16 protein-coding genes are annotated in these 19,247 nt (G+C 69.3%); 9 read left to right on the top strand and 7 right to left on the bottom strand.

Annotated features, from left to right (window positions below; translation table 11 throughout):
- Positions 1 to 94: 94 nt before the first annotated feature.
- The 6 genes from QFZ67_RS17295 to QFZ67_RS17270 all read left to right on the top strand — a co-directional run bounded on the left by QFZ67_RS17295 (position 95) and on the right by QFZ67_RS17270 (position 6,849).
- Entirely contained in the window at positions 95 to 256 is a 162-nt protein-coding gene (locus tag QFZ67_RS17295; protein ID WP_307661985.1) for a DUF4177 domain-containing protein, read from the top strand.
- Positions 257 to 347: 91 nt separating this feature from the next.
- Positions 348 to 818 carry a RidA family protein gene (locus tag QFZ67_RS17290; RefSeq protein WP_307661984.1) on the top strand — a complete coding sequence of 157 codons (471 nt, stop codon included), beginning with the start codon at positions 348 to 350 and terminating at the stop codon, positions 816 to 818.
- Positions 819 to 1,119: 301 nt separating this feature from the next.
- On the top strand, positions 1,120 to 4,038 hold the full coding sequence (locus tag QFZ67_RS17285; protein ID WP_307661983.1) for a PQQ-dependent sugar dehydrogenase: 2,919 nt from the start codon (positions 1,120 to 1,122) through the stop codon (positions 4,036 to 4,038).
- Positions 4,039 to 4,108: 70 nt separating this feature from the next.
- The gene (locus QFZ67_RS17280) at positions 4,109 to 5,005 is read left to right on the top strand and encodes an NUDIX hydrolase (RefSeq protein WP_307661982.1); all 897 of its coding nucleotides are present in this window, start codon (positions 4,109 to 4,111) and stop codon (positions 5,003 to 5,005) included.
- Between the two features lie 40 nt (positions 5,006 to 5,045).
- Complete coding sequence (locus QFZ67_RS17275) at positions 5,046 to 5,876, top strand: MBL fold metallo-hydrolase (RefSeq protein ID WP_307661981.1); 831 nt, start codon at positions 5,046 to 5,048, stop codon at positions 5,874 to 5,876.
- An 88-nt stretch (positions 5,877 to 5,964) separates the two neighbouring features.
- Entirely contained in the window at positions 5,965 to 6,849 is an 885-nt protein-coding gene (locus tag QFZ67_RS17270; RefSeq protein ID WP_307661980.1) for a prohibitin family protein, read from the top strand.
- A 124-nt stretch (positions 6,850 to 6,973) separates the two neighbouring features.
- Here the strand turns inward: QFZ67_RS17270 and QFZ67_RS17265 are convergent, their stop codons facing one another.
- Positions 6,974 to 7,648, bottom strand: a complete 675-nt coding sequence (locus tag QFZ67_RS17265; protein ID WP_307661979.1) for a Crp/Fnr family transcriptional regulator — start codon at positions 7,646 to 7,648, stop codon at positions 6,974 to 6,976.
- A 271-nt stretch (positions 7,649 to 7,919) separates the two neighbouring features.
- Between QFZ67_RS17265 and nth the strand changes: the two genes are divergently transcribed.
- The 3 genes from nth to QFZ67_RS17250 all read left to right on the top strand — a co-directional run bounded on the left by nth (position 7,920) and on the right by QFZ67_RS17250 (position 10,845).
- The gene (gene nth / locus QFZ67_RS17260) at positions 7,920 to 8,762 is read left to right on the top strand and encodes an endonuclease III (RefSeq protein ID WP_373430060.1); all 843 of its coding nucleotides are present in this window, start codon (positions 7,920 to 7,922) and stop codon (positions 8,760 to 8,762) included.
- A 67-nt stretch (positions 8,763 to 8,829) separates the two neighbouring features.
- A complete protein-coding gene (locus QFZ67_RS17255) occupies positions 8,830 to 9,528 on the top strand; it encodes a CoA pyrophosphatase (protein WP_307661977.1) in 699 nt (232 codons plus the stop codon).
- Between the two features lie 117 nt (positions 9,529 to 9,645).
- Positions 9,646 to 10,845: a MarP family serine protease gene (locus QFZ67_RS17250; RefSeq protein ID WP_307665873.1), complete on the top strand. Its 1,200-nt coding sequence runs from the start codon at positions 9,646 to 9,648 to the stop codon at positions 10,843 to 10,845.
- Between the two features lie 15 nt (positions 10,846 to 10,860).
- Here the strand turns inward: QFZ67_RS17250 and QFZ67_RS17245 are convergent, their stop codons facing one another.
- The 6 genes from QFZ67_RS17245 to QFZ67_RS17220 form a co-directional block, all read right to left on the bottom strand.
- A complete protein-coding gene (locus QFZ67_RS17245) occupies positions 10,861 to 11,049 on the bottom strand; it encodes a hypothetical protein (protein ID WP_307661976.1) in 189 nt (62 codons plus the stop codon).
- 131 nt (positions 11,050 to 11,180) lie between these two features.
- Positions 11,181 to 12,110 (bottom strand): alpha/beta fold hydrolase, encoded by a 930-nt coding sequence (locus tag QFZ67_RS17240; protein WP_307661975.1) that lies wholly within the window; start codon positions 12,108 to 12,110, stop codon positions 11,181 to 11,183.
- A gap of 117 nt (positions 12,111 to 12,227) precedes the next feature.
- On the bottom strand, positions 12,228 to 12,677 hold the full coding sequence (locus QFZ67_RS17235) for a phage holin family protein (RefSeq protein WP_307661974.1): 450 nt from the start codon (positions 12,675 to 12,677) through the stop codon (positions 12,228 to 12,230).
- Positions 12,678 to 12,716: 39 nt separating this feature from the next.
- A complete protein-coding gene (gene nhaA, locus QFZ67_RS17230) occupies positions 12,717 to 14,114 on the bottom strand; it encodes a Na+/H+ antiporter NhaA (protein ID WP_307661973.1) in 1,398 nt (465 codons plus the stop codon).
- A 214-nt stretch (positions 14,115 to 14,328) separates the two neighbouring features.
- Positions 14,329 to 16,284, bottom strand: coding sequence for an acetate--CoA ligase (gene acs, locus QFZ67_RS17225; protein ID WP_307661972.1), 1,956 nt, complete (start codon positions 16,282 to 16,284; stop codon positions 14,329 to 14,331).
- A gap of 215 nt (positions 16,285 to 16,499) precedes the next feature.
- The gene (locus tag QFZ67_RS17220) at positions 16,500 to 18,971 is read right to left on the bottom strand and encodes a bifunctional SulP family inorganic anion transporter/carbonic anhydrase (protein WP_307661971.1); all 2,472 of its coding nucleotides are present in this window, start codon (positions 18,969 to 18,971) and stop codon (positions 16,500 to 16,502) included.
- Between the last annotated feature and the right edge of the window lie 276 nt (positions 18,972 to 19,247).

Genomic DNA, 19,247 nt, shown 5'->3' with positions numbered 1-19,247 from the left:
ATTCGAGCCTAACCAGTCGGGCCGCCGCCTACGCACGAGGCTGCCTGCGGGCTGCGTCACGAGGCTGCCCTTCGGTACGGCTACAGTCGGATCCATGACCAAGTGGGAATACGCGACCGTGCCCCTTCTCGTGCACGCGACCAAGCAGATTCTGGACACCTGGGGCGAGGACGGCTGGGAGCTCGTCCAGGTCGTTCCCGGGCCGAACAACCCCGAGCAGCTCGTGGCGTACTTGAAGCGGGAGAAGACCCCGTGAGCGACGCGCGCGCGGCTGCCGGGCTGCAGTCGAACACGATGCCTGCACCTCTGCGCCGCGTGGGCGGAGAAGCGATCGAAAGGGTAGGGGCATGAGCGGTGTTGTCGACGCGAAGCTCGCCGAGCTCGGGCTGACGCTGCCGGAGGTCGTGCCGCCGCTGGCCGCGTACCAGCCGGCTGTGATCTCGGGTGCGTACGTCTACACCGCGGGCCAGCTCCCGATGGTGGAGGGCAAGCTTCCGGTCACCGGCAAGGTGGGCGGTGAGGTCACCCCGGAGGAGGCCAAGGAGCTCGCCCGCACCTGTGCGCTGAACGCGCTGGCCGCCGTGAAGTCGGTCGTCGGCGATCTGGACCGGGTTGCGCGGGTTGTGAAGGTCGTCGGCTTTGTCGCCTCGGCCGCGGACTTCACCGGCCAGCCCGCCGTGATCAACGGCGCGAGCGAGCTGCTGGGCGCGGTGTTCGGCGACAAGGGTGTGCATGCGCGCAGTGCGGTGGGCGTCGCGGTGCTGCCGCTGGACTCTCCGATCGAGATCGAGATCCAGGTGGAGCTCGTCCAGGACTGAACCCCAGGGTCGAACCCGGACTGAACCGCCGGTCAGCCTGCATATGGCCCCGTGCCTGCCGATTCTCCGGCGGGCACGGGGCCTTGTTCGTCTGTGGCAATCCCCTGCATCACTCTTGACGTGGACGCGTCGGCTGGTGTGATCTGTCCATGGTTAGGAACGTTTCCTAACCATCTGAACGCCGTACGTCTCCATCTCCCTCGTCCCCCAACGAAAGTGGGAGGGATCCGTGGCACCAATCCCCCGTCGGTCGCGCAGAGCGATCGGCGTTCTCGCGGCCGCGGCCACCGCAGCGTTAACCGTGGCCTTACCGACCCTGAGCAACGCCCAGCCCGCCGACCCGGCAAAGGCAGGGGCCGTCAAGGCCGCACCCGTCCGCTACGAAGCCGAAGCGGCGACCATCTCGCAGGGTGCCGCCGAGTCCAACCACACCGGCTTCTCCGGCACCGGTTTCGTCAACTACACCAATGTCGCCGGTGGCTATGTGGAGTTCACCGTCAACGCCCCGGCGGCGGGCAGCGCCACCCTGGCTCTCGGCTTCGCCAACGGCACCACCGGGAACCGCCCGCTGGACATCTCTGTCAACGGAGCCGTCGCCGCCGACAACTTGGCCTTCCAGCCCACCGGCGCCTGGACCACCTGGTCCTCCGTCACCACCACGGTCACGCTCAAGGCCGGCGCCAACACCATCCGGGCCACCGCCACCGCCGCCGAGGGCGGCCCCAACCTCGACTTCGTCGACGTCACACCCGCCGACGGCCAGGCAGGCACGGACTACGAGGCCGAGTCCGGGTCGATCTCCCAGGGCGCCGTCGAGTCCAACCACGCCGGCCACTCCGGCACCGGCTTCGTCAACTTCCAGGCTGTGACGGGCGCGTACGTGGAGTTCACTGTCGACTCCGCGCAGGCCGCGCCCGCCAAGCTGGACTTCCGCTACGCCAACGGCACCACCGCCAACCGTCCGCTGGACATCACCGTGAACGGCACCTCGGTCGCCGACGACCTCGCCTTCCCCGGCACCGGCGCCTGGACCACCTGGAAGACGGCCACCGCCAACGCGACCCTCAAGGCGGGCGCCAACAAGATCCGCGCCACCACGGCAGCGGGCGACGGCCCCAACCTGGACAAGCTCACGGTCACCGCGAGCGGCCCGGCCGACACCGAGAAGCCGACGCCGCCCGGGAACCTGCGCAAGGACAAGGAGCCGACGGCGTCCACCGTTTCGCTGGCCTGGGACGCGTCCACCGACAACGTCAAGGTCACCGGTTACGACATCTACCAGCACGGCCAGCTGATGAAGCAGGTCGACGGGAACACGCTCGCAGCCACGGTGGAGAACCTCAGCCCGGAGACCTCGTACGACTGGACCGTCTTCGCCCGTGACGCGGCAGCCAATGTCTCGGCCGCGAGCAACGCCGTCACCATCGCCACGCTGCCCGCCCCGCCGGACAACGAGCCGCCGAGCGTACCGGCCAACCTGCGCTCCACCGGCAAGACCGCGACGAGTGTCGACCTCGCCTGGAACGCCTCCACGGACAATGTGAAGGTCACCGGTTACGAGATCCACCGCGACGGCGCGGCCGCCGGAACCGCCGACTCCACCTCGACGACCATCGCGGGCCTGAAGGCCAACACCGCGTACAAGTTCAAGGTCAGGGCCTTCGACCTGAAGGGCAACAAGTCCGCCTTCAGCCCGGAGATCACCGTCACCACCGGCGGCAGCCAGCCGGGCGGTGTCCCGGACCCCGGCAGTGTCTCGACCCTCGCCGGCGGCGTGGACGTCGGCTGGGGACTCGGTTTCCTGCCCGACGGCACCGGCGTCTACACCGAGCGGAACACCTTCAACGTCTACAAGCTCACCAAGGCGGGCCAGAAGACCCTCCTCGGCAAGGTGCCCAACTCCCAGACCACGGGCGGCGAGGGCGGCCTGATGGGCATCGAGATCAGTCCGAACTTCAACACCGACCACTATCTGTACTTCCTGCACACATCCTCGGACGGCAACCGCCTCGCGCGGATGAAGCTGGAGAACAACGCCCTGAGCGGCTACACGGTCCTGCTCGACGGCATGGAGAAGAGCCGCTTCCACAACGGCGGACGGCTGCGCTTCGGCCCCGACGGCAAGCTGTACGCATCCATGGGTGACGCCCAGAGCAGCAGCCGGGCGCAGGACAAGAACTCCCTCAACGGCAAGATCCTCCGCATCAACCAGGACGGCTCCATCCCGTCGGACAACCCGTTCGGCAACGCTGTCTGGTCGCTCGGTCACCGCAACCCGCAGGGTCTCGACTTCGACTCCAAGGGCCGGTTGTGGCAGGCGGAGTTCGGCAACAGCAACATGGACGAGGTCAACCTCATCCAGAAGGGCGGCAACTACGGCTGGCCCAACTGCGAGGGCACTGCCGGTGACTGCTCCGGCTACATCGCGCCCAAGAAGACCTGGCCGACCGCCTCGGCCTCACCCAGCGGCCTGACGATCATCAACGACCATGTCTTCGTCGCAACGACGAGGGGCGAGCGCGTCTACCGGCTGCGCATCGACTCCAGCAGCAACCTGGTCGAGCAGAAGACGTACTTCCAGGGGACGTACGACCGGCTGCGCACGGTCGAGGTCGACCACGACGGCGACATCTGGCTCACCACGTCGACCGACAAGGACGGCACGAACGGCAACGACCGGATCCTCCTGATCGACATCGTCTACTCGGGCGGCGACCCGCAGCCCGGCGACTTCAAGCTGACCAGCAGCGCCTTCAACGACAACGCCACCATCCCGGCCAGGTACACCTGCGCCGGCGACGGCACGGCGGGCCAGGATCCGTCGCCGCCGCTGGCCTGGGGCGCGGGAAGTTCCGGGGCTAGGAGCTACGCGGTCGTCTTCGCCGACGTCGCGAGCGGCGGCAACAAGCTGCACTGGGCGATCTGGGACATTCCGGCGGCGAACCTCTCCCTGCCGGAGGGTCTCGGGTCGGGCTTCAACGTCCCGGGCCAGGACGGCGCGAAACAGAAGGCCATGGGCAGCGGGGCCAACTCGCAGAAGTTCTTCGGACCCTGCCCGGGCGGCTCCACACACCCGTACACCTTCACGCTGTACGCGGTGAACGCGGCGACCGTGCCGGGTCTCACCTCGGGCTCGTCCATGGCTCAGATCGAGACGGCGATCAAGAACGCGAGCACCGCGAATGTGAAACTGCGCGGCAACTCCAACGCCGGTACGTGACGGATGGCTCGAGGGGTGGCGTGCCTGGCCGCCCCTCGAACATCCCGACGGATGCGCATAGCATCCGTCCATGTCCAATGGTCAGTGGTACCCACCGGAGTGGCCGGACCGGATTCGTGCGCTCGCGAGCGGTGAGCTCACCGCCGTGCCGCCGAAGCGTGCCGCGACCGTGATGCTGCTGCGCGACACGCCGGACGGCCCTGCCGTCCACATGCTGCGCCGACGCGTCTCCATGGCTTTCGCGGGAGGCGCGTACGCATATCCGGGCGGCGGCGTCGACCCGCGCGACGACGACCATCTGGTGCGGTGGGCGGGCCCCTCGCTGGACGACTGGGCGGCCCGGCTGGGAACCGGTCGGGCCGAGGCCCAGGCCATTGTGTGCGCGGCGGTCAGGGAGACGTACGAGGAAGCGGGCGTCCTGCTCGCGGGCCTGACGCCCGACACGGTCGTCGGCGACACGACGGGCGACGACTGGGAGGCCGACCGCAAGGCGCTGGTCGACCGGGACCTCTCATTCGCGGACTTCCTGGACCGGCGGGGCCTGGTGCTGCGCTCGGACCTGCTGGGCGCGTGGGCGCGCTGGATCACCCCGGAGTTCGAGCCGCGGCGCTACGACACGTGGTTCTTCGTGGCCGCGCTGCCGGAGGGACAGCGGACGCGGAACGCGTCGACGGAGGCGGACCGCACGGTCTGGATCCGCCCGGCGGACGCGACGGCCGGCTATGACAAGGGCGATCTGCTGATGATGCCCCCCACGGTCTCGACGCTGCGGGCGCTGCAGCCGTACGGAACGGCGGCCCAGGCGCTGGCGGCGGCGGGGGAGCAGGATCTCACTCCCGTACTGGCGAAGGCGCGGCTGGAGGGCGGGGAGCTGGTGCTGAGCTGGCCGGGCCACGACGAATTCACCAAGCACGTGCCGACGGGCGGCATCACGACGGGCGGCATCACGGCGGAGGGCGAGCGATGACGGAAGCCGCCGCGCCCCGCTGCCACACCGGAGGTGTGCGATGACCGATGCCGCTGCCCTGCCCGGACAGCCGCGTGGTGGCGTGCTCTCCGGGCCCGCCACCGCACGCGCGGTCAATGTCCTCGCGCCCAACGCCTCCGTGATGACCCTCGACGGCACCAACACCTGGATCGTCTCCGAACCGGACTCCGAGCTCGCCGTCGTCATCGACCCCGGGCCCCTCGACGACATACACCTCCAGGCAGTCATCGCCACCGCCGAGAAGGCGGGCAAGCGGGTCGCCCTGACCCTCCTCACCCACGGCCACCCCGACCACGCCGAGGGCGCCGCGCGCTTCGCCGAGCTGACGCGTACGCACGTCCGCGCCCTCGATCCGGCGCTGCGGCTCGGCGACGAGGGGCTCGCGGCGGGCGATGTGATCCGTGTCGGTGGGCTGGAGATGCGCGTGGTCCCCACCCCCGGCCACACCGCCGACTCGCTCTGCTTCCATCTCCCCGCCGACCGGGCCGTGCTGACCGGCGACACGATCCTGGGGCGGGGTACGACGATGGTCGCGCACCCGGACGGGCGGCTCGGCGACTACCTCGACTCGCTGCGCAGGCTGCGCTCGCTGACGGTCGACGACGGGGTGCGCACGGTGCTGCCGGGCCATGGGCCCGTACTCGACGACGCACAAGGCGCGGTCGAGTTCTATCTGGCGCACCGGGCGAACCGGCTTGCCCAGGTGGAGACGGCGGTCGAGGCCGGCCATGTCACACCGGCGGACGTGGTCGCCCATGTGTACGCGGACGTGGACAGGTCGCTGTGGCCGGCGGCCGAGCTGTCGGTGCGGGCGCAGCTGGAGTATCTGCGCGAGCACGGCCTGATCTGAAACCGCCGCCGGGCCCCCAGGCGTCGGATGCCTTGACCCATGCTTTACGCTCCGCTTACTTCTGGCATCCGTTCCTGGGGGGAACCACGTGTTTGTCCTGTTCATCGTGCTCGTCATAGCCGCGGCCGTGATGTTTTTCGCCGCCCGCGGCAGTGAGCGCCGCGGCCTCAGGCTCGGCGCCCTCGGCGCGCTGATCGCCGGCCTGTTCTCCGGGATCTTCAGCTGTGTGCACATCGTCAGCGCCTACGAGGTCGGCGTCCCGGTCACCTTCGGCAAGGTCGGCGCCCCCATGAACCCCGGGGTGAACCTCACCTCGCCGTTCACGAACGTCACCACGTTCTCCACCCGCCCGGTGGACCTCAACCTCTCCGACAAGGACGTGGTCGAGGTGCGCTCCTCGCAGGGCGGCGTGATGTACGTGGAGCTCACCGTGAAGTGGGCGGTGACCCCGGCCAAGGTCGTCGAGCTCTACCGGCTCGCCGGCAGCGAGGACGCCATCCAGCAGCGGCTGGTCTTCCCGGACAGCCGCGAGATCATCCGCAACGTCTTCGCCCGCCACACCAGCGAAGAGGGCTACACCTCGGCCCGCGAGAAGATCAACACCGAGATCGGCGACCTGATCAAGGAGCGGCTCGCCCCGCGCGGCATCGACGTCACCACCGTCAACCTGCGCAATGTGAAGCCGTCCGACCGGCTGCAGGACCAGATCGACCGCAAGATCCAGCAGCAGCAGGCGACGGAGCGGGCGACGGAGGCGGCGCGCACCGCGAAGGCGGAGGCCGAGCGCCGCAGGATCGAGGCCGAGGGCATCGCCCGGGCCAACAAGATCCTGAACGAGTCGCTCACCGACAAGGTGCTCACCAACCAGTGCATCGACGCCTTCAAGGAGGCCGCGGCGAAGCACCCGGTGTACGCGGTGCCGTGCGGCGGCGGCAGCGGAAACCCGCTGATCGTCGACGGCACCAAGAACTGACGGCACCAAGAACTGACGTAACTGCCCGTACGAACGCGAAAGGGCCGCCCCGGAGTCGACCGGGGCGGCCCTTTCGCGTTCGTACGTCAGATGCCCAGCGTGAATCGGCGGGCGTCAGCGCGAGTCAGCGTGAACGCTTGGCGAGGCGCTCCACGTCCAGCAGGATCACGGCCCGCGCCTCCAGCCGCAGCCAGCCGCGCTGCGCGAAGTCGGCCAGCGCCTTGTTCACCGTCTCCCGGGAGGCGCCGACCAGCTGGGCCAGCTCTTCCTGGGTGAGGTCGTGGACGACGTGAATGCCCTCCTCCGACTGCACGCCGAAGCGGCGCGACAGGTCAAGGAGCGCGCGGGCCACGCGGCCCGGCACGTCGGAGAAGACCAGGTCGGACATCTGGTCGTTGGTCTTGCGCAGCCGGCGGGCGACCGCGCGCAGCAGCGCGGTGGCCACCTCGGGGCGTACGTTCAGCCAGGGCTGGAGGTCACCGTGGCCCAGGCCGAGGAGCTTGACCTCGGTCAGCGCGCTGGCGGTGGCGGTGCGCGGCCCCGGGTCGAAGAGCGACAGCTCGCCGATCAGCTCGCCCGGACCGAGGACGGCGAGCATGTTCTCGCGGCCGTCGGGGGACGTGCGGTGGAGCTTGACCTTGCCATCCGTGACCACGTACAGGCGGTCGCCGGGGTCGCCCTCGTGGAAGAGAGCATCGCCGCGGGCGAGCGTCACTTCACTCATCGAGGCGCGGAGCTCCGCGGCCTGCTCGTCATCGAGCGCCGCGAAGAGCGGGGCGCGCCGCAGAACGTCGTCCACGAGTTCTCTCCTTGTCGACCTGCTCAGGGGACCGTGGCCCCCATGATGCCGGACCGCGCTGTGCTGGTCCGGAGGACAACCCCCGGACCCCCGGCAGTAAAAATTGGTGCGATCAGTCACAACAAGTTTGACGCACGGGAGCGCCTGTTCGTACGGCAGGGGCCCGATTGGGTCCTGATTATCAGGGACCGGGACGGATGTCAGCGGTGGCCCGTAGGCTGACCGGGTGTCCAATTCGCCGGTGAGAGCGCAGGCCAAGGGGGCTGGGAGAGTGTCCGGAAAGCAGAATTCCGCTGTGGGCGAACAGGCCTCGCTCGGCCCTAAGGAAGCGACAAAGGCCACCAAACCGGAATCGCGGCTGGCGATGGTACGCCGCGCCCGCCGGATCAACAGGGAGCTGGCCGAGGTCTATTCGTACGCCCATCCGGAGCTCGACTTCCGAAATCCCTTCGAGCTTCTGGTCGCTACGGTCCTGTCCGCCCAGACGACGGACTTGAGGGTGAACCAGACCACGCCCGCGCTCTTCGCGAAGTACCCCACGCCCGAGGACCTCGCCGCCGCGAATCCGGAAGAGGTCGAGGAGCTCATCCGCCCGACGGGCTTCTTTCGCGCCAAAACCAAGTCGATCATGGGACTCGCGGCCGCCATCCGGGACGATTTCGGCGGAAAGGTCCCCGGGCGCCTCGAGGACCTGGTGAAGCTGCCCGGAGTGGGCCGCAAGACGGCGTTCGTGGTCCTCGGCAACGCGTTCGGAGTGCCCGGCCTCACCGTCGACACCCACTTCCAGCGCCTCGTGCGCCGCTGGAAGCTGACCGAGCAGCAGGACCCGGTGAAGATCGAGGCCGAGATCGCCGCGATCTTCCCCAAGAGTGAGTGGACGATGCTCTCGCACCGGGTGATCTTCCACGGCCGCCGGATCTGCCACGCCCGCAAACCGGCCTGCGGCGCCTGCCCCATCGCGCACCTCTGCCCTTCGTACGGAGAGGGCGAGACTGACCCTGTGAAGGCGAAGAAGCTGCTGAAGTACGAGATGGGCGGCCAGCCGGGCCAGCGCCTGAACCCGCCCCCGGACTACCCGGGCAAACCGGCTCCGGCCCTGGGAGCGGCCGGGTGACCTCGCACCTCGTACGACTCACGGAACGATCCAAGCGCCCCGAGGCGTTGTGAATGAGGGGGTGCCCATGATGCGCGCTGAAGAAGAAACGTACGACCGCGATGTGGCCGTCACGACCGACGGCCTGCCCGCGTGGCTCGACCCCGTCGTGCGCGCCGCGGACACTGTTGAGCCCCAGCAGCTCAGCCGCTTCCTGCCGCCCGAGAGCGGCGGCGGCCGGCAGTCCGCCGTCCTGATCCTGCTCGGCGAGGGCGCCAAGGGTCCCGAGCTGCTGCTCATGGAGCGTGCCGGCAGCCTCCGCTCGCACCCCGGGCAGCCCTCCTTCCCCGGCGGCGCGCTCGACCCCGAGGACGGCGACCCGGCCACCACCGGACCGCTGCGCGCCGCGCTGCGCGAGGCCGAGGAAGAGACCGGCCTCGACCCGACGGGCGTCCAGATCTTCGGCGTACTGCCCAAGCTCTACATCCCGGTGAGCAGTTTCGTGGTCACGCCCGTACTGGGGTGGTGGCGCACCCCGAGCCCGGTCGGAGCGGTCGATCCCGCGGAAACCGCGCGGGTCTTCACCGTGCCCGTGGTGGATCTCACGGACCCGGCCAACCGTGCGACGGCCGTGCACCCAAGCGGCCACACAGGACCGGCGTTTATGGTCGAGGGGGCTCTGGTCTGGGGTTTTACCGCCGGTGTGATCGACCGCATTGTGCACTTCGCAGGATGGGAACGACCATGGGACCGCGCCAAGCAGGTCCCGCTCGACTGGCGCTCATGACAGGCTGACCCCGTGCCGCGCCCCCAGGAGCGCGGCATCGAAGGCGGCTCGGCAGCGGGCGGCCAGGACCCCCAGCCGGACGGAGCACCCGGCGACGAATCTGCGAGGCTAATGACGGTGAACGTGCTGGACATCCTGTTGCTGGTCGCTGCCGTGTGGTTCGCGATCGTCGGCTATCGCCAGGGCTTCGTCGTCGGCATCCTGTCGGTGATCGGTTTCCTCGGCGGCGGACTTGTGGCGATCTATCTGCTGCCCGTCATCTGGGGTCAACTGACGAACGATTCCGAGGTGTCCACGACTGCCGCGGTCATCGCCGTCGTACTGGTGATCGTCTGCGCCTCGGTCGGCCAGGCCTTCACCACCCACCTCGGCAACAGACTGCGCCGGCACATCACCTGGTCGCCGGCCCGCGCCCTGGATGCCACCGGCGGCGCGCTGGTCAACGTCGTCGCGATGCTGCTGGTCGCCTGGCTGATCGGCTCCGCGCTCGCCGGGACCTCGCTGCCCACGCTCGGCAAGGAGGTCCGTAACTCCAAGGTGCTCCTCGGGGTCTCCCGGGTGATGCCAAGTCAGGCGAACACCTGGTTCACGGACTTCTCCTCCGTCCTCGCGCAGAACGGCTTCCCCCAGGTCTTCAGCCCGTTCGCCAACGAGCCCATCACCGAGGTCCAGGCCCCGGACCCGGCGCTCGCGGGCAGCCCGGTGGCCGCCCGCGCCCAGCGGTCCATCGTCAAGGTCGTCGGCACCGCGCAGAGCTGCGGCAAGGTCCTCGAAGGCACCGGCTTCGTCTTCTCCGACCGCCGGGTCATGACCAACGCGCACGTCGTCGGCGGCGTGGACGAGCCGACCGTGCAGATAGGCGGCGAGGGCAGGCTGTACGACGCGAAGGTCGTGCTCTACGACTGGCAGCGCGACATCGCCGTACTGGACGTACCCGACCTGAGGGCGCGGCCGCTCCAGTTCGCCGACTCCGACGCGCGCAGCGGCAACAGCGCGATCGTCGCCGGCTTCCCGGAGAACGGCTCGTACGACGTGCGCTCGGCCCGCGTCCGCGGCCGGATCAACGCCAACGGACCCGACATCTACCGCCGCGGCACCGTGCAGCGCGACGTCTACTCGCTCTTCACGACGGTCCGTCAGGGCAACTCCGGCGGTCCGCTGCTCACGCCCGACGGCAGGGTGTACGGCGTCATCTTCGCCAGGTCACTGGACGACCCGGACACCGGCTACGCCTTGACGGTCGACGAGATCCGCGACGACATCGCAGTCGGCCTGACCGCCAACCAGCAGGTCGACAGTCAGGGATGCGCGCTGTAGCGGGAGGGGCAGGCGTCAGCTTCGGGTATGCCGCAGTCGCGCCGAGACCCAGCGGGCCCGGCGCCTCAGGATGCGGGAAATGCCGATCCCTTGCCCCGGATGCTCATGGCCCTCGCTCTGAGGGCCACCCCTCTCGTGGGTGATCGGCCCAATGGCCGAGCGGCGGTTGCGTGCTGCGTCACCGTAGTCGTGCGTCCAGCCCATACCCCGAGGTTTGCCCGTGCCTCATGGTCGGTAATCGCGTCAGGGGCGGCCAATTGGCCTATGCGCCGGGCATTTGGCTGCTGGTCGTACAAGCGTTCTCGGGGGCGTGTGGCGGCGGGCCGTAGCAGCGACTACCGGTCGGGCTCGGGGTCCTTCAGCCAGCTGATGAGCTCGGTGGAGAACGCCACGGGGTCCTCCTCATGAGGGAAGTGACCGAGGCCGTCGAACAGCCGCCAGCGGTACGGCGCTTCCACGTACTCGCCCGACCCCGCCGCGCTGCGCGTCCGCATCGCCGGGTCCAGCGAGCCGTGCAGATGCAGCGTCGGAACCCGCACCGGCCGCTTCATCCGGCGGTTGAACTGGATCCCGTCCGGCCGCGCTATCGACCGCACCATCCACCGGTACGGCTCGATCGAGCAGTGCGCCGTCGACGGGATGCACATCGCCCGCCGGTAGACGTCGACCGCGTCCTCGTCCGGCAGCTGCGGCCCGGACCAGTCCTGGATCAGCTTGCCGACCAAGGCCGCGTCGTCCGCAAGCAGCTGACGCTCCGGCAGCCATGGCCGCTGGAAGCCCCAGATGTACGACCCTGCACGGCTCTGAGAGAAGTCGGAGAGCATCGCCGAACGCCACCGGCGCGGATGCGGCATCGAGGAGACCGCGAGCCGGCGCACCAGCTTGGGCCGCATCACCGCCGCGGTCCACGCCAGATAGCCGCCCAGGTCGTGCCCGACCAGCGCCGCGTCCGGCTCGCCCAGCGAGCGCACCACGCCGGTGATGTCGAGCGCGAGGTTCGCGGGGTCGTAACCCCGCGGCGTACGGTCGCTGCCGCCCACACCCCGCAGATCCATCGCCACCGCCCGGAACCCGGCGTCGGCGAGCGCGGTCAGCTGATGCCGCCACGTCCACCAGAACTGCGGAAAGCCATGGAGCAGCAACACAAGCGGCCCATCGCCCATCTCGGCGATATGGAAGCGCGCACCATTGGCAGCCACGTCGCGATGTGTCCAGGGACCATCGATGCGTACAGGGCTTCCAGTACCGGTATCAGGGGCCGTCATGCAGACGAGCGTGCCACAACTGAGCACCCCGCGGTCACCAAGCCCGTCCCCAGCAGGGCGACGGGCCGCCCCCGAGGCCCGCTGCGCCGGTGCTCACCGGCTCCGCGACCGGGGGCCTCAGACCGGGACCTTGTCCTGCGCCGGCCGGGGGTGCGGCTTGACGCCCTGCAGTACGGCCGCCGTCTGCTTGGCCGAAGCGATGGACCGCTCCGGCGGCTTGACCTTCTTGAACTTGGCGACGGCGAGCAGCGCCAGCAGCCCCGCAAGCAGCAGGAACGCCACGCCCACGATCAGGAACGACCAGGCCAGACCGAGCCCCAGATTGTGAATCCCGTACGCCGCCGCGAAGCTCAGCACCGGCAGCGAGAAGAGCGCGAACACGCCCGCGATGGTGATGGCCAATCCGCCGATCGCCCCGCGCTTGACGTCCTGCCGCAGCTCCGCCTTGGCCAGGGCGATCTCGTCGTGCACGAGCGCGGACATCTCGGCGGTCGCCGAGGCGACCAGCTGGCCGAGACTGCGTTCGGCGCCGACAGCGTTCGCCACGCTGTTGCCGGGGTCGCTCATCGCTCACTCCCTCTCCTCATCAACGGATCCGTCGTCAGATCATGCCGGACTGTCGCCGCCGTCGCGCGACGCCCCCGCAAGTTCGGCCATGCGCCGGTGCTCCGCGGCCTTCTCCTCGTAGATCGCGGCCATCCGCAGGTGGTACTCGGGTTTGTCCTGCTCGTAGATGTCGGGGATGCCGTCCTGGTCGTCGTCGCGCTCCTCCTCCTCGGTGAGCGCGCGGTACTTGCGGTCGCGCAGCTTGAGCAGGATTCCGGCGAGTACGGCGGCGATCAACGAGCCCATCAGGACCGCGGCCTTGACCTCGTCGGTCAGCACCGGGTCGCCGGAGAAGGCCAGTTCGCCGATGAGCAGCGAGACGGTGAAGCCGATGCCGGCGAGCGAGGCGACGGCGAAGACGTCCGGCCAGGCCAGATCGTCATTGAGCTCCGCGCGGGTGAAGCGCGCCGCGAGCCAGGTGCCGCCGAAGACCCCGACGGTCTTGCCGACCACCAGACCGAGGACGACACCGAGGGTCTCGGGCTTGGTGAAGACGTCGGTGAGCGAGTTGCCGGAGACCGAGACACCCGCGGAGAAGAGCGCGAACAGCGGTACGGCGAGTCCCGCCGACAGCGGCCGTACGAGGTGCTCGATGTGCTCCCCGGGGGAGTGCTCCTCGCCCTTGTGCTTGGTGCAGCGCAGCATCAGGCCCATCGCGACACCGGCAATGGTGGCGTGCACGCCGCTGTTGTACATCAGCCCCCAGATGACCAGGGCCAGCGGCACGTACACGTACCAGCCGCGGACACTCTTGCGCAGCAGCAGCCAGAAGACGCCGAGGCCGATCACGGCCCCGCCCAGCGCCGCGAAATTCAGGTCGCTGGTGAAGAAGACCGCGATGATCAGGATCGCGAACAGGTCGTCGACGACGGCGAGGGTCAGCAGGAACGCCCGCAGCGCGGACGGAAGCGAGGTGCCGATGACGGCGAGGACGGCGAGGGCGAAGGCGATGTCGGTGGCGGTCGGGACGGCCCAGCCGGCGGCGGATCCACCGCCGGTGGTGGCGACGAGGACGTAGACGAGCGCGGGCACCGCCATGCCGCAGAGCGCGGCGATCACGGGGAGGGCGGCGGCTTTGGGGTCGCGCAGTTCGCCGGCCACCAGCTCACGCTTGAGCTCGATGCCGGCGACGAAGAAGAAGACGGCGAGCAGGCCGTCCGCGGCCCAGTGCTGGATCGAGAGGTCCAGGCCGAGGGCGGAGGGGCCTATGTGGAAGTCGCGTACGGATTCGTAGCTGTCGCCCAGCGGGGTGTTCGCCCAGATCAGAGCGGCGATCGCGGCGGCGAGGAGGAGTACGCCGCCGACGGTCTCAGCACGCAGCGCGTCAGCCACGAACGTCCGCTCGGGCAGGGACAGACGCCCGAGGAACTTAACGTCGGTGGGGGTCGGCGCGGCCACGTCGGGGGACCTCCGGTCGGGTAGGCAGGACAGAGCACATGCCGACCAGACTTCCCGGCGCACCTAGGTTTTCTTGTCGCGTCGTTGACGCATTCATTAGCTTACCCAAGCGCGCAAGGGCGTATCCGGTGAGTGTCACTTTAAGTGCATAAAGGGCACCCGGCGCGCCTTCGCCGGGTGCCCTTCAGTGCTGTTCTCGGTGGAGCTTCCCTGGTCAGTCCTCGCTGGCGGCGCTGGGCAGCCTCGACTGGATCAGGTCCATCACGGACGAGTCGGTGAGCGTGGTGACATCGCCCAGCTGGCGGTTCTCCGCCACATCGCGCAGCAGTCGGCGCATGATCTTGCCGGAACGGGTCTTGGGCAGCTCCGCCACCGGCAGGATCCGCTTCGGCTTCGCGATCGGGCCGAGCGTCGCGCCCACGTGATTACGCAGGTCGTTCACGAGGTTCTCGTCCTCGCTCGCCGTACCGCGCAGGATCACGAAGGCCACAATTGCCTGGCCGGTCGTCTCGTCCGTCGCGCCCACGACGGCCGCCTCGGCGACCTTCGGGTGCGAGACCAGTGCCGACTCCACCTCGGTCGTCGAGATGTTGTGGCCGGACACCAGCATCACGTCGTCGACCCGGCCGAGCAGCCAGATGTCGCCGTCGTCGTCCTTCTTGGCGCCGTCGCCCGCGAAGTACTTGCCCTCGAAGCGCGACCAGTACGTGTCGAGGAAGCGCTGGTCGTCGCCCCAGATGGTGCGCAGCATCGACGGCCACGGCTCGGTGAGGACCAGATAGCCGCCGCCCCCGTTCGGAACCTCGTTCGCCTCGTCGTCGACGACGGTGGCCGAGATACCGGGCAGCGCGCGCTGCGCCGAGCCGGGCTTGGTCTCGGTGACGCCCGGCAGCGGCGAGATCATCATCGCGCCGGTCTCGGTCTGCCACCAGGTGTCCACGATCGGCGTCTTGCCGGCGCCGATGTGCTCCCGGTACCAGATCCAGGCCTCCGGGTTGATCGGCTCACCGACCGACCCCAGGACGCGCAGGCTGCTCAGATCGAACTTGGCGGGGATGTCGTCTCCCCACTTCATGAACGTACGGATCGCGGTCGGCGCCGTGTAGAGGATCGTGACGCCGTACTTCTGCACGATCTCCCAGAAGCGGCCCTGGTGCGGGGTGTCGGGCGTGCCCTCGTACATCACCTGCGTCGCGCCGTTGGCAAGCGGCCCGTACACGATGTACGAGTGGCCGGTCACCCAGCCGATGTCGGCCGTGCACCAGTAGACGTCCGACTCCGGCTTGAGGTCGAAGACGGCGTGTTGGGTGTAGGCCACCTGGGTGAGATAGCCGCCGGAGGTGTGCAGGATGCCCTTCGGCTTACCCGTGGTGCCGGAGGTGTAGAGGATGAACAGCGGGTGCTCCGCCTCGAAGGGCTCCGGGGTGTGCTCGGCGGACTGGCGGGTGACGATGTCGTGCCACCAGACATCGCGGCCCTCGGTCCACGCCACGTCCTGGCCGGTGCGGCGTACGACCAGCACATGCCGGACGCGGTCCACGCGGTCGATGGCGTCGTCCACGGCGGGCTTGAGCGCGGCGGGCTTGCCGCGCCGGTAGCCGCCGTCGGCGGTGATGACGACCTCGGCGTCGGCGTCCTCGATACGGGTGGCGAGCGCGTCGGCGGAGAAGCCGCCGAAGACCACCGAGTGCGCGGCGCCGATACGGGCGCAGGCCAGCATCGCCACGACGGCCTCGGGGATCATCGGAAGGTAGACGGCGACCCGGTCGCCCTTCACAACTCCCAGCTCGGTCAGGGCGTTGGCCGCCCGGGAGACCTCGTCCTTGAGCTCGGCGTAGGTGATGGTGCGGCCGTCGCCCGGCTCGCCCTCGAAGTGGATGGCGACGCGGTCGCCGTTGCCCGCTTCGACATGGCGGTCCACGCAGTTGTACGCGACGTTCAGCTTGCCGTCCGCGAACCACTTCGCGAAGGGCGGGTTGGTCCAGTCGAGGGTCTCGGTCGGCTCGGTGGCCCAGGTGAGCCGCCTTGCCTGCTCGGCCCAGAAGCCAAGCCTGTCTACCTCGGCCTGCTCGTACGCCTCCGCCGTCACGTTGGCGTTCGCGGCCAGCTCGGCCGGCGGCGCGAACCGCCGCTCTTCCTTGAGCAGGTTGGCCAGGCTTTCGTTGCTCACGACATCTCCCTTTCCCAGGGCGTCCTATGTGCCTATGTGTCCCAGGCCATAGCTCATCAGCCAGATGGCCGGGTGACAAGAGCCTTCCGGAAATTGGTTTAGACCTATGGGTGAATCCAGGGGCGAATCCAGGGGTGAAGCTATGAGTGGCCCCTCCTCCCCGGGCGGTGGGAAAGAGGGGCCATACGTTCTCACGGACAGGACCGGTGAGCGGTTCAGGCTTGCGACTTCTCCAGCGCCGAAGGTGCGGGAGCGACCCGGTCGAAGACCTCGTCGATCTCGTGCTCGTCGCTGCTCGCGAGCAGATACGCCTGGGCCTCGCCGACATGGAAGTACATGCCGTGCAGCGCCAGCGTGCCCTCGGCGAGCCGCCTCGCCACCGCCTCATGGGCGCGCAGATGCTCCAGCTGCTGCACCACATTGGTCAGGCACAGCTGCTCCACCGCGTCGCTGGGCATCCGGCCGGAGATCCTGGCCCAGGAACGGTGCCGGCTCCGCATCCGCTCCAGGCTCGGCACCCCGTGCCGCAGCCACCGCCACAGCGGAGTCTGGGCGCCTCCGGGCGGAGTGCTCAGCAGGGCCTGCATCGCGCCGCAGCCGGAGTGTCCGCAGATGGTGATCGAGTCCACCTTGAGCACATCGACGGCGTACTCGATCGCGGCCGCCACGGAGTCGTCGCTGCTCTCCGCGCCGGGCGGCGGCACAAGATTTCCTACGTTCCGCACGGTGAACAGATCGCCCGGACCGCTGGCCGTGATCATGCTGGTGACCAGGCGGGAGTCGGCGCAGGTGAGGAAGAGCTGGGAGGGCCGCTGTCCCTCCCGCGCCAGCCGGGCCAGCTCGTCGCGCACCAGCGGGGCCGTATTGCGCTGGAAGGTGCTGAGCCCGCTGGCCAGTTGATGCGTGGCGGCGTTCCGGGGGCTGGCGTCGCAGTGGTGGTTGCGCCAGGGAGTCCAGGGGCGGCAGGAGCAGTGTGTGTCCGTAGCGGGCTCGCTTATCCGGCCCCCGGACCGGCCGGTGAACTCCACCGTCCCGCCCTGCGCGACATGCGAGGTCTGCCAGTCGTGCAGCGCCTCGTACGCGGCGTGGTCCATGAAGGACCCGTCCAACTCCACGACACAGTCGACTCCATGAGGCACCTGCCCCAGCGTCCGGCTCAGCCGCGGCACGGCAAGGAAGGTCAACTGGCCGCGCACCCGTACCCGGTGGATCCCCTCCTGCTCGTCCGCGGTGATCCGCGTCCTGGTGAGCCGGTGCAGCGCGACCGTGACCGCCACCGCGATCCCGATCACCACGCCTTCCAGTACGCCGGTGACGACGACGGCGGCCAGCGTCACCGCGTACACCAACATCTCCCGGTTCCGCTTCACGCTGCGAATGTGCGTGATGCTGACCATCTGGATGCCCACGACCATCACCAGCGCGGCCAGGGCAGCCAGCGGGATCAGATCGAGCACGGGTACCAGCAGCAGTGCGGCGACCGCGATCCACAGCCCGTGCAGCATCGTGGCGTTACGGCTCACCCCGCCCGCGGACACATTGGCGGCGCTGCGGACGGCGACCCCGGTAATGGGCAGCCCGCCGAGCGCGCCGGAGACGACATTCGCCGCCCCTTGCCCGGCCAGCTCCCGGTCGAGCCGGGCGCGCGGAATGCGAACGTCCGGCTCCTTGCGGGCAGCCACCAGCTTGTCGACGGCGACCGCCGACAGGAGTGACTCCACGCTGCCGACCAGGGTGATGGTGAGGACGGCGGCGAGGACGCCGAGCATCGGCCCTTCCGGCAACTGGGGGAGGGCGTGGTTGCTCCAGGACGGCAGGTCGACGCGCGGCAGGCTCAGCCCGGCGACCGCCGCGAAGGTGGTCGCACCCGCCACCGCGGCGAGGGCGGCCGGGATCTTCCGTACGAGCTGACCCGCGCGCCCGGGAATCCGTGGCCACATCAGCAGTACGGCAATGGTCAGGATGCTGGCCGAGAGCGCGGCCGGGTGGAGCTCGGCCAACTGGAGGGGCAGAGCACGGACGTTGTCGACGGCGGAGCTCTGCGGGGTGCCGCCGAGCACGATATGGAGTTGTGCGAGGGCGATCGTGACGCCGATGCCGGCCAGCATGCCGTGCACGATCGCCGGGCTGACGGCGAGAGCCGAGCGGGCCACCCGCAGGGCGGCCAGCCCGAGCTGGGCGAGTCCGGCGAGGACGGTGATGGCGCAGGTGGTGCGCCAGCCGTACTGCTGGATCAGATCGGCGGTGACGACGGTGAGCCCGGCCGCGGGACCGCTGACCTGCAGCGGTGACCCGCCGAGCCGCCCGGCGACGATGCCGCCGACAGCGGCGGCCACCAGCCCGGCCTGGAGCGGTGCGCCGGTGGCGAGTGCGATGCCGAGGGAGAGCGGCAGCGCGATCAGGAAGACGGAGATCGAGGCGGACAGGTCGGAGCCCGCGATGCGGAAGCGACGGCGGCCGCCGCCGGGCGGTGGCGGGCTGTGCGGGCGCTGGAAGCGCGAGGGGAGAAACGTGCGGGACGGGCGGACCTCGCGTGACGTGCCGGCGGCGTCCTTCTGCGGTGCGCCGGGCTTGCGGTTCTTTTGGGGTTTGCCGTTCTTCCGGGACTTGTCGTTCTTCCGGAACTTTCGGGATTTGCGGGTCTTGCGAGATGGGTCGTCGGTGCGGGTGGGGACGCAGGCAGACATGGTTCCCGTCTCCTCCGGGGCAGCGCGGTCGCGGAATGTGGGGGACGCGGCCGTGGGTCACGGCGTGCAGCGGCGGGATTCTCAACTCTCGGTAAATGGATAGTAATGCAGAGTAAAGACTGGGGCGGGATTACTGGGGCAAATGGGGCGCTCTTTCACCCGTACTGGTGATTAGTGATTTGAATGCGGCTCGTCGCACCTCCCCCCTCACCATCTCGATGCGAGCTTGTCGGCGCCGTAGGTAATGCGTCGTACAGGCATATATGCATAGAAAGA

The organism is Streptomyces sp. V1I1 (assembly GCF_030817355.1).
GTDB lineage: Bacteria > Actinomycetota > Actinomycetes > Streptomycetales > Streptomycetaceae > Streptomyces.
This window is presented reverse-complemented; position numbering and strand designations above follow the sequence as displayed.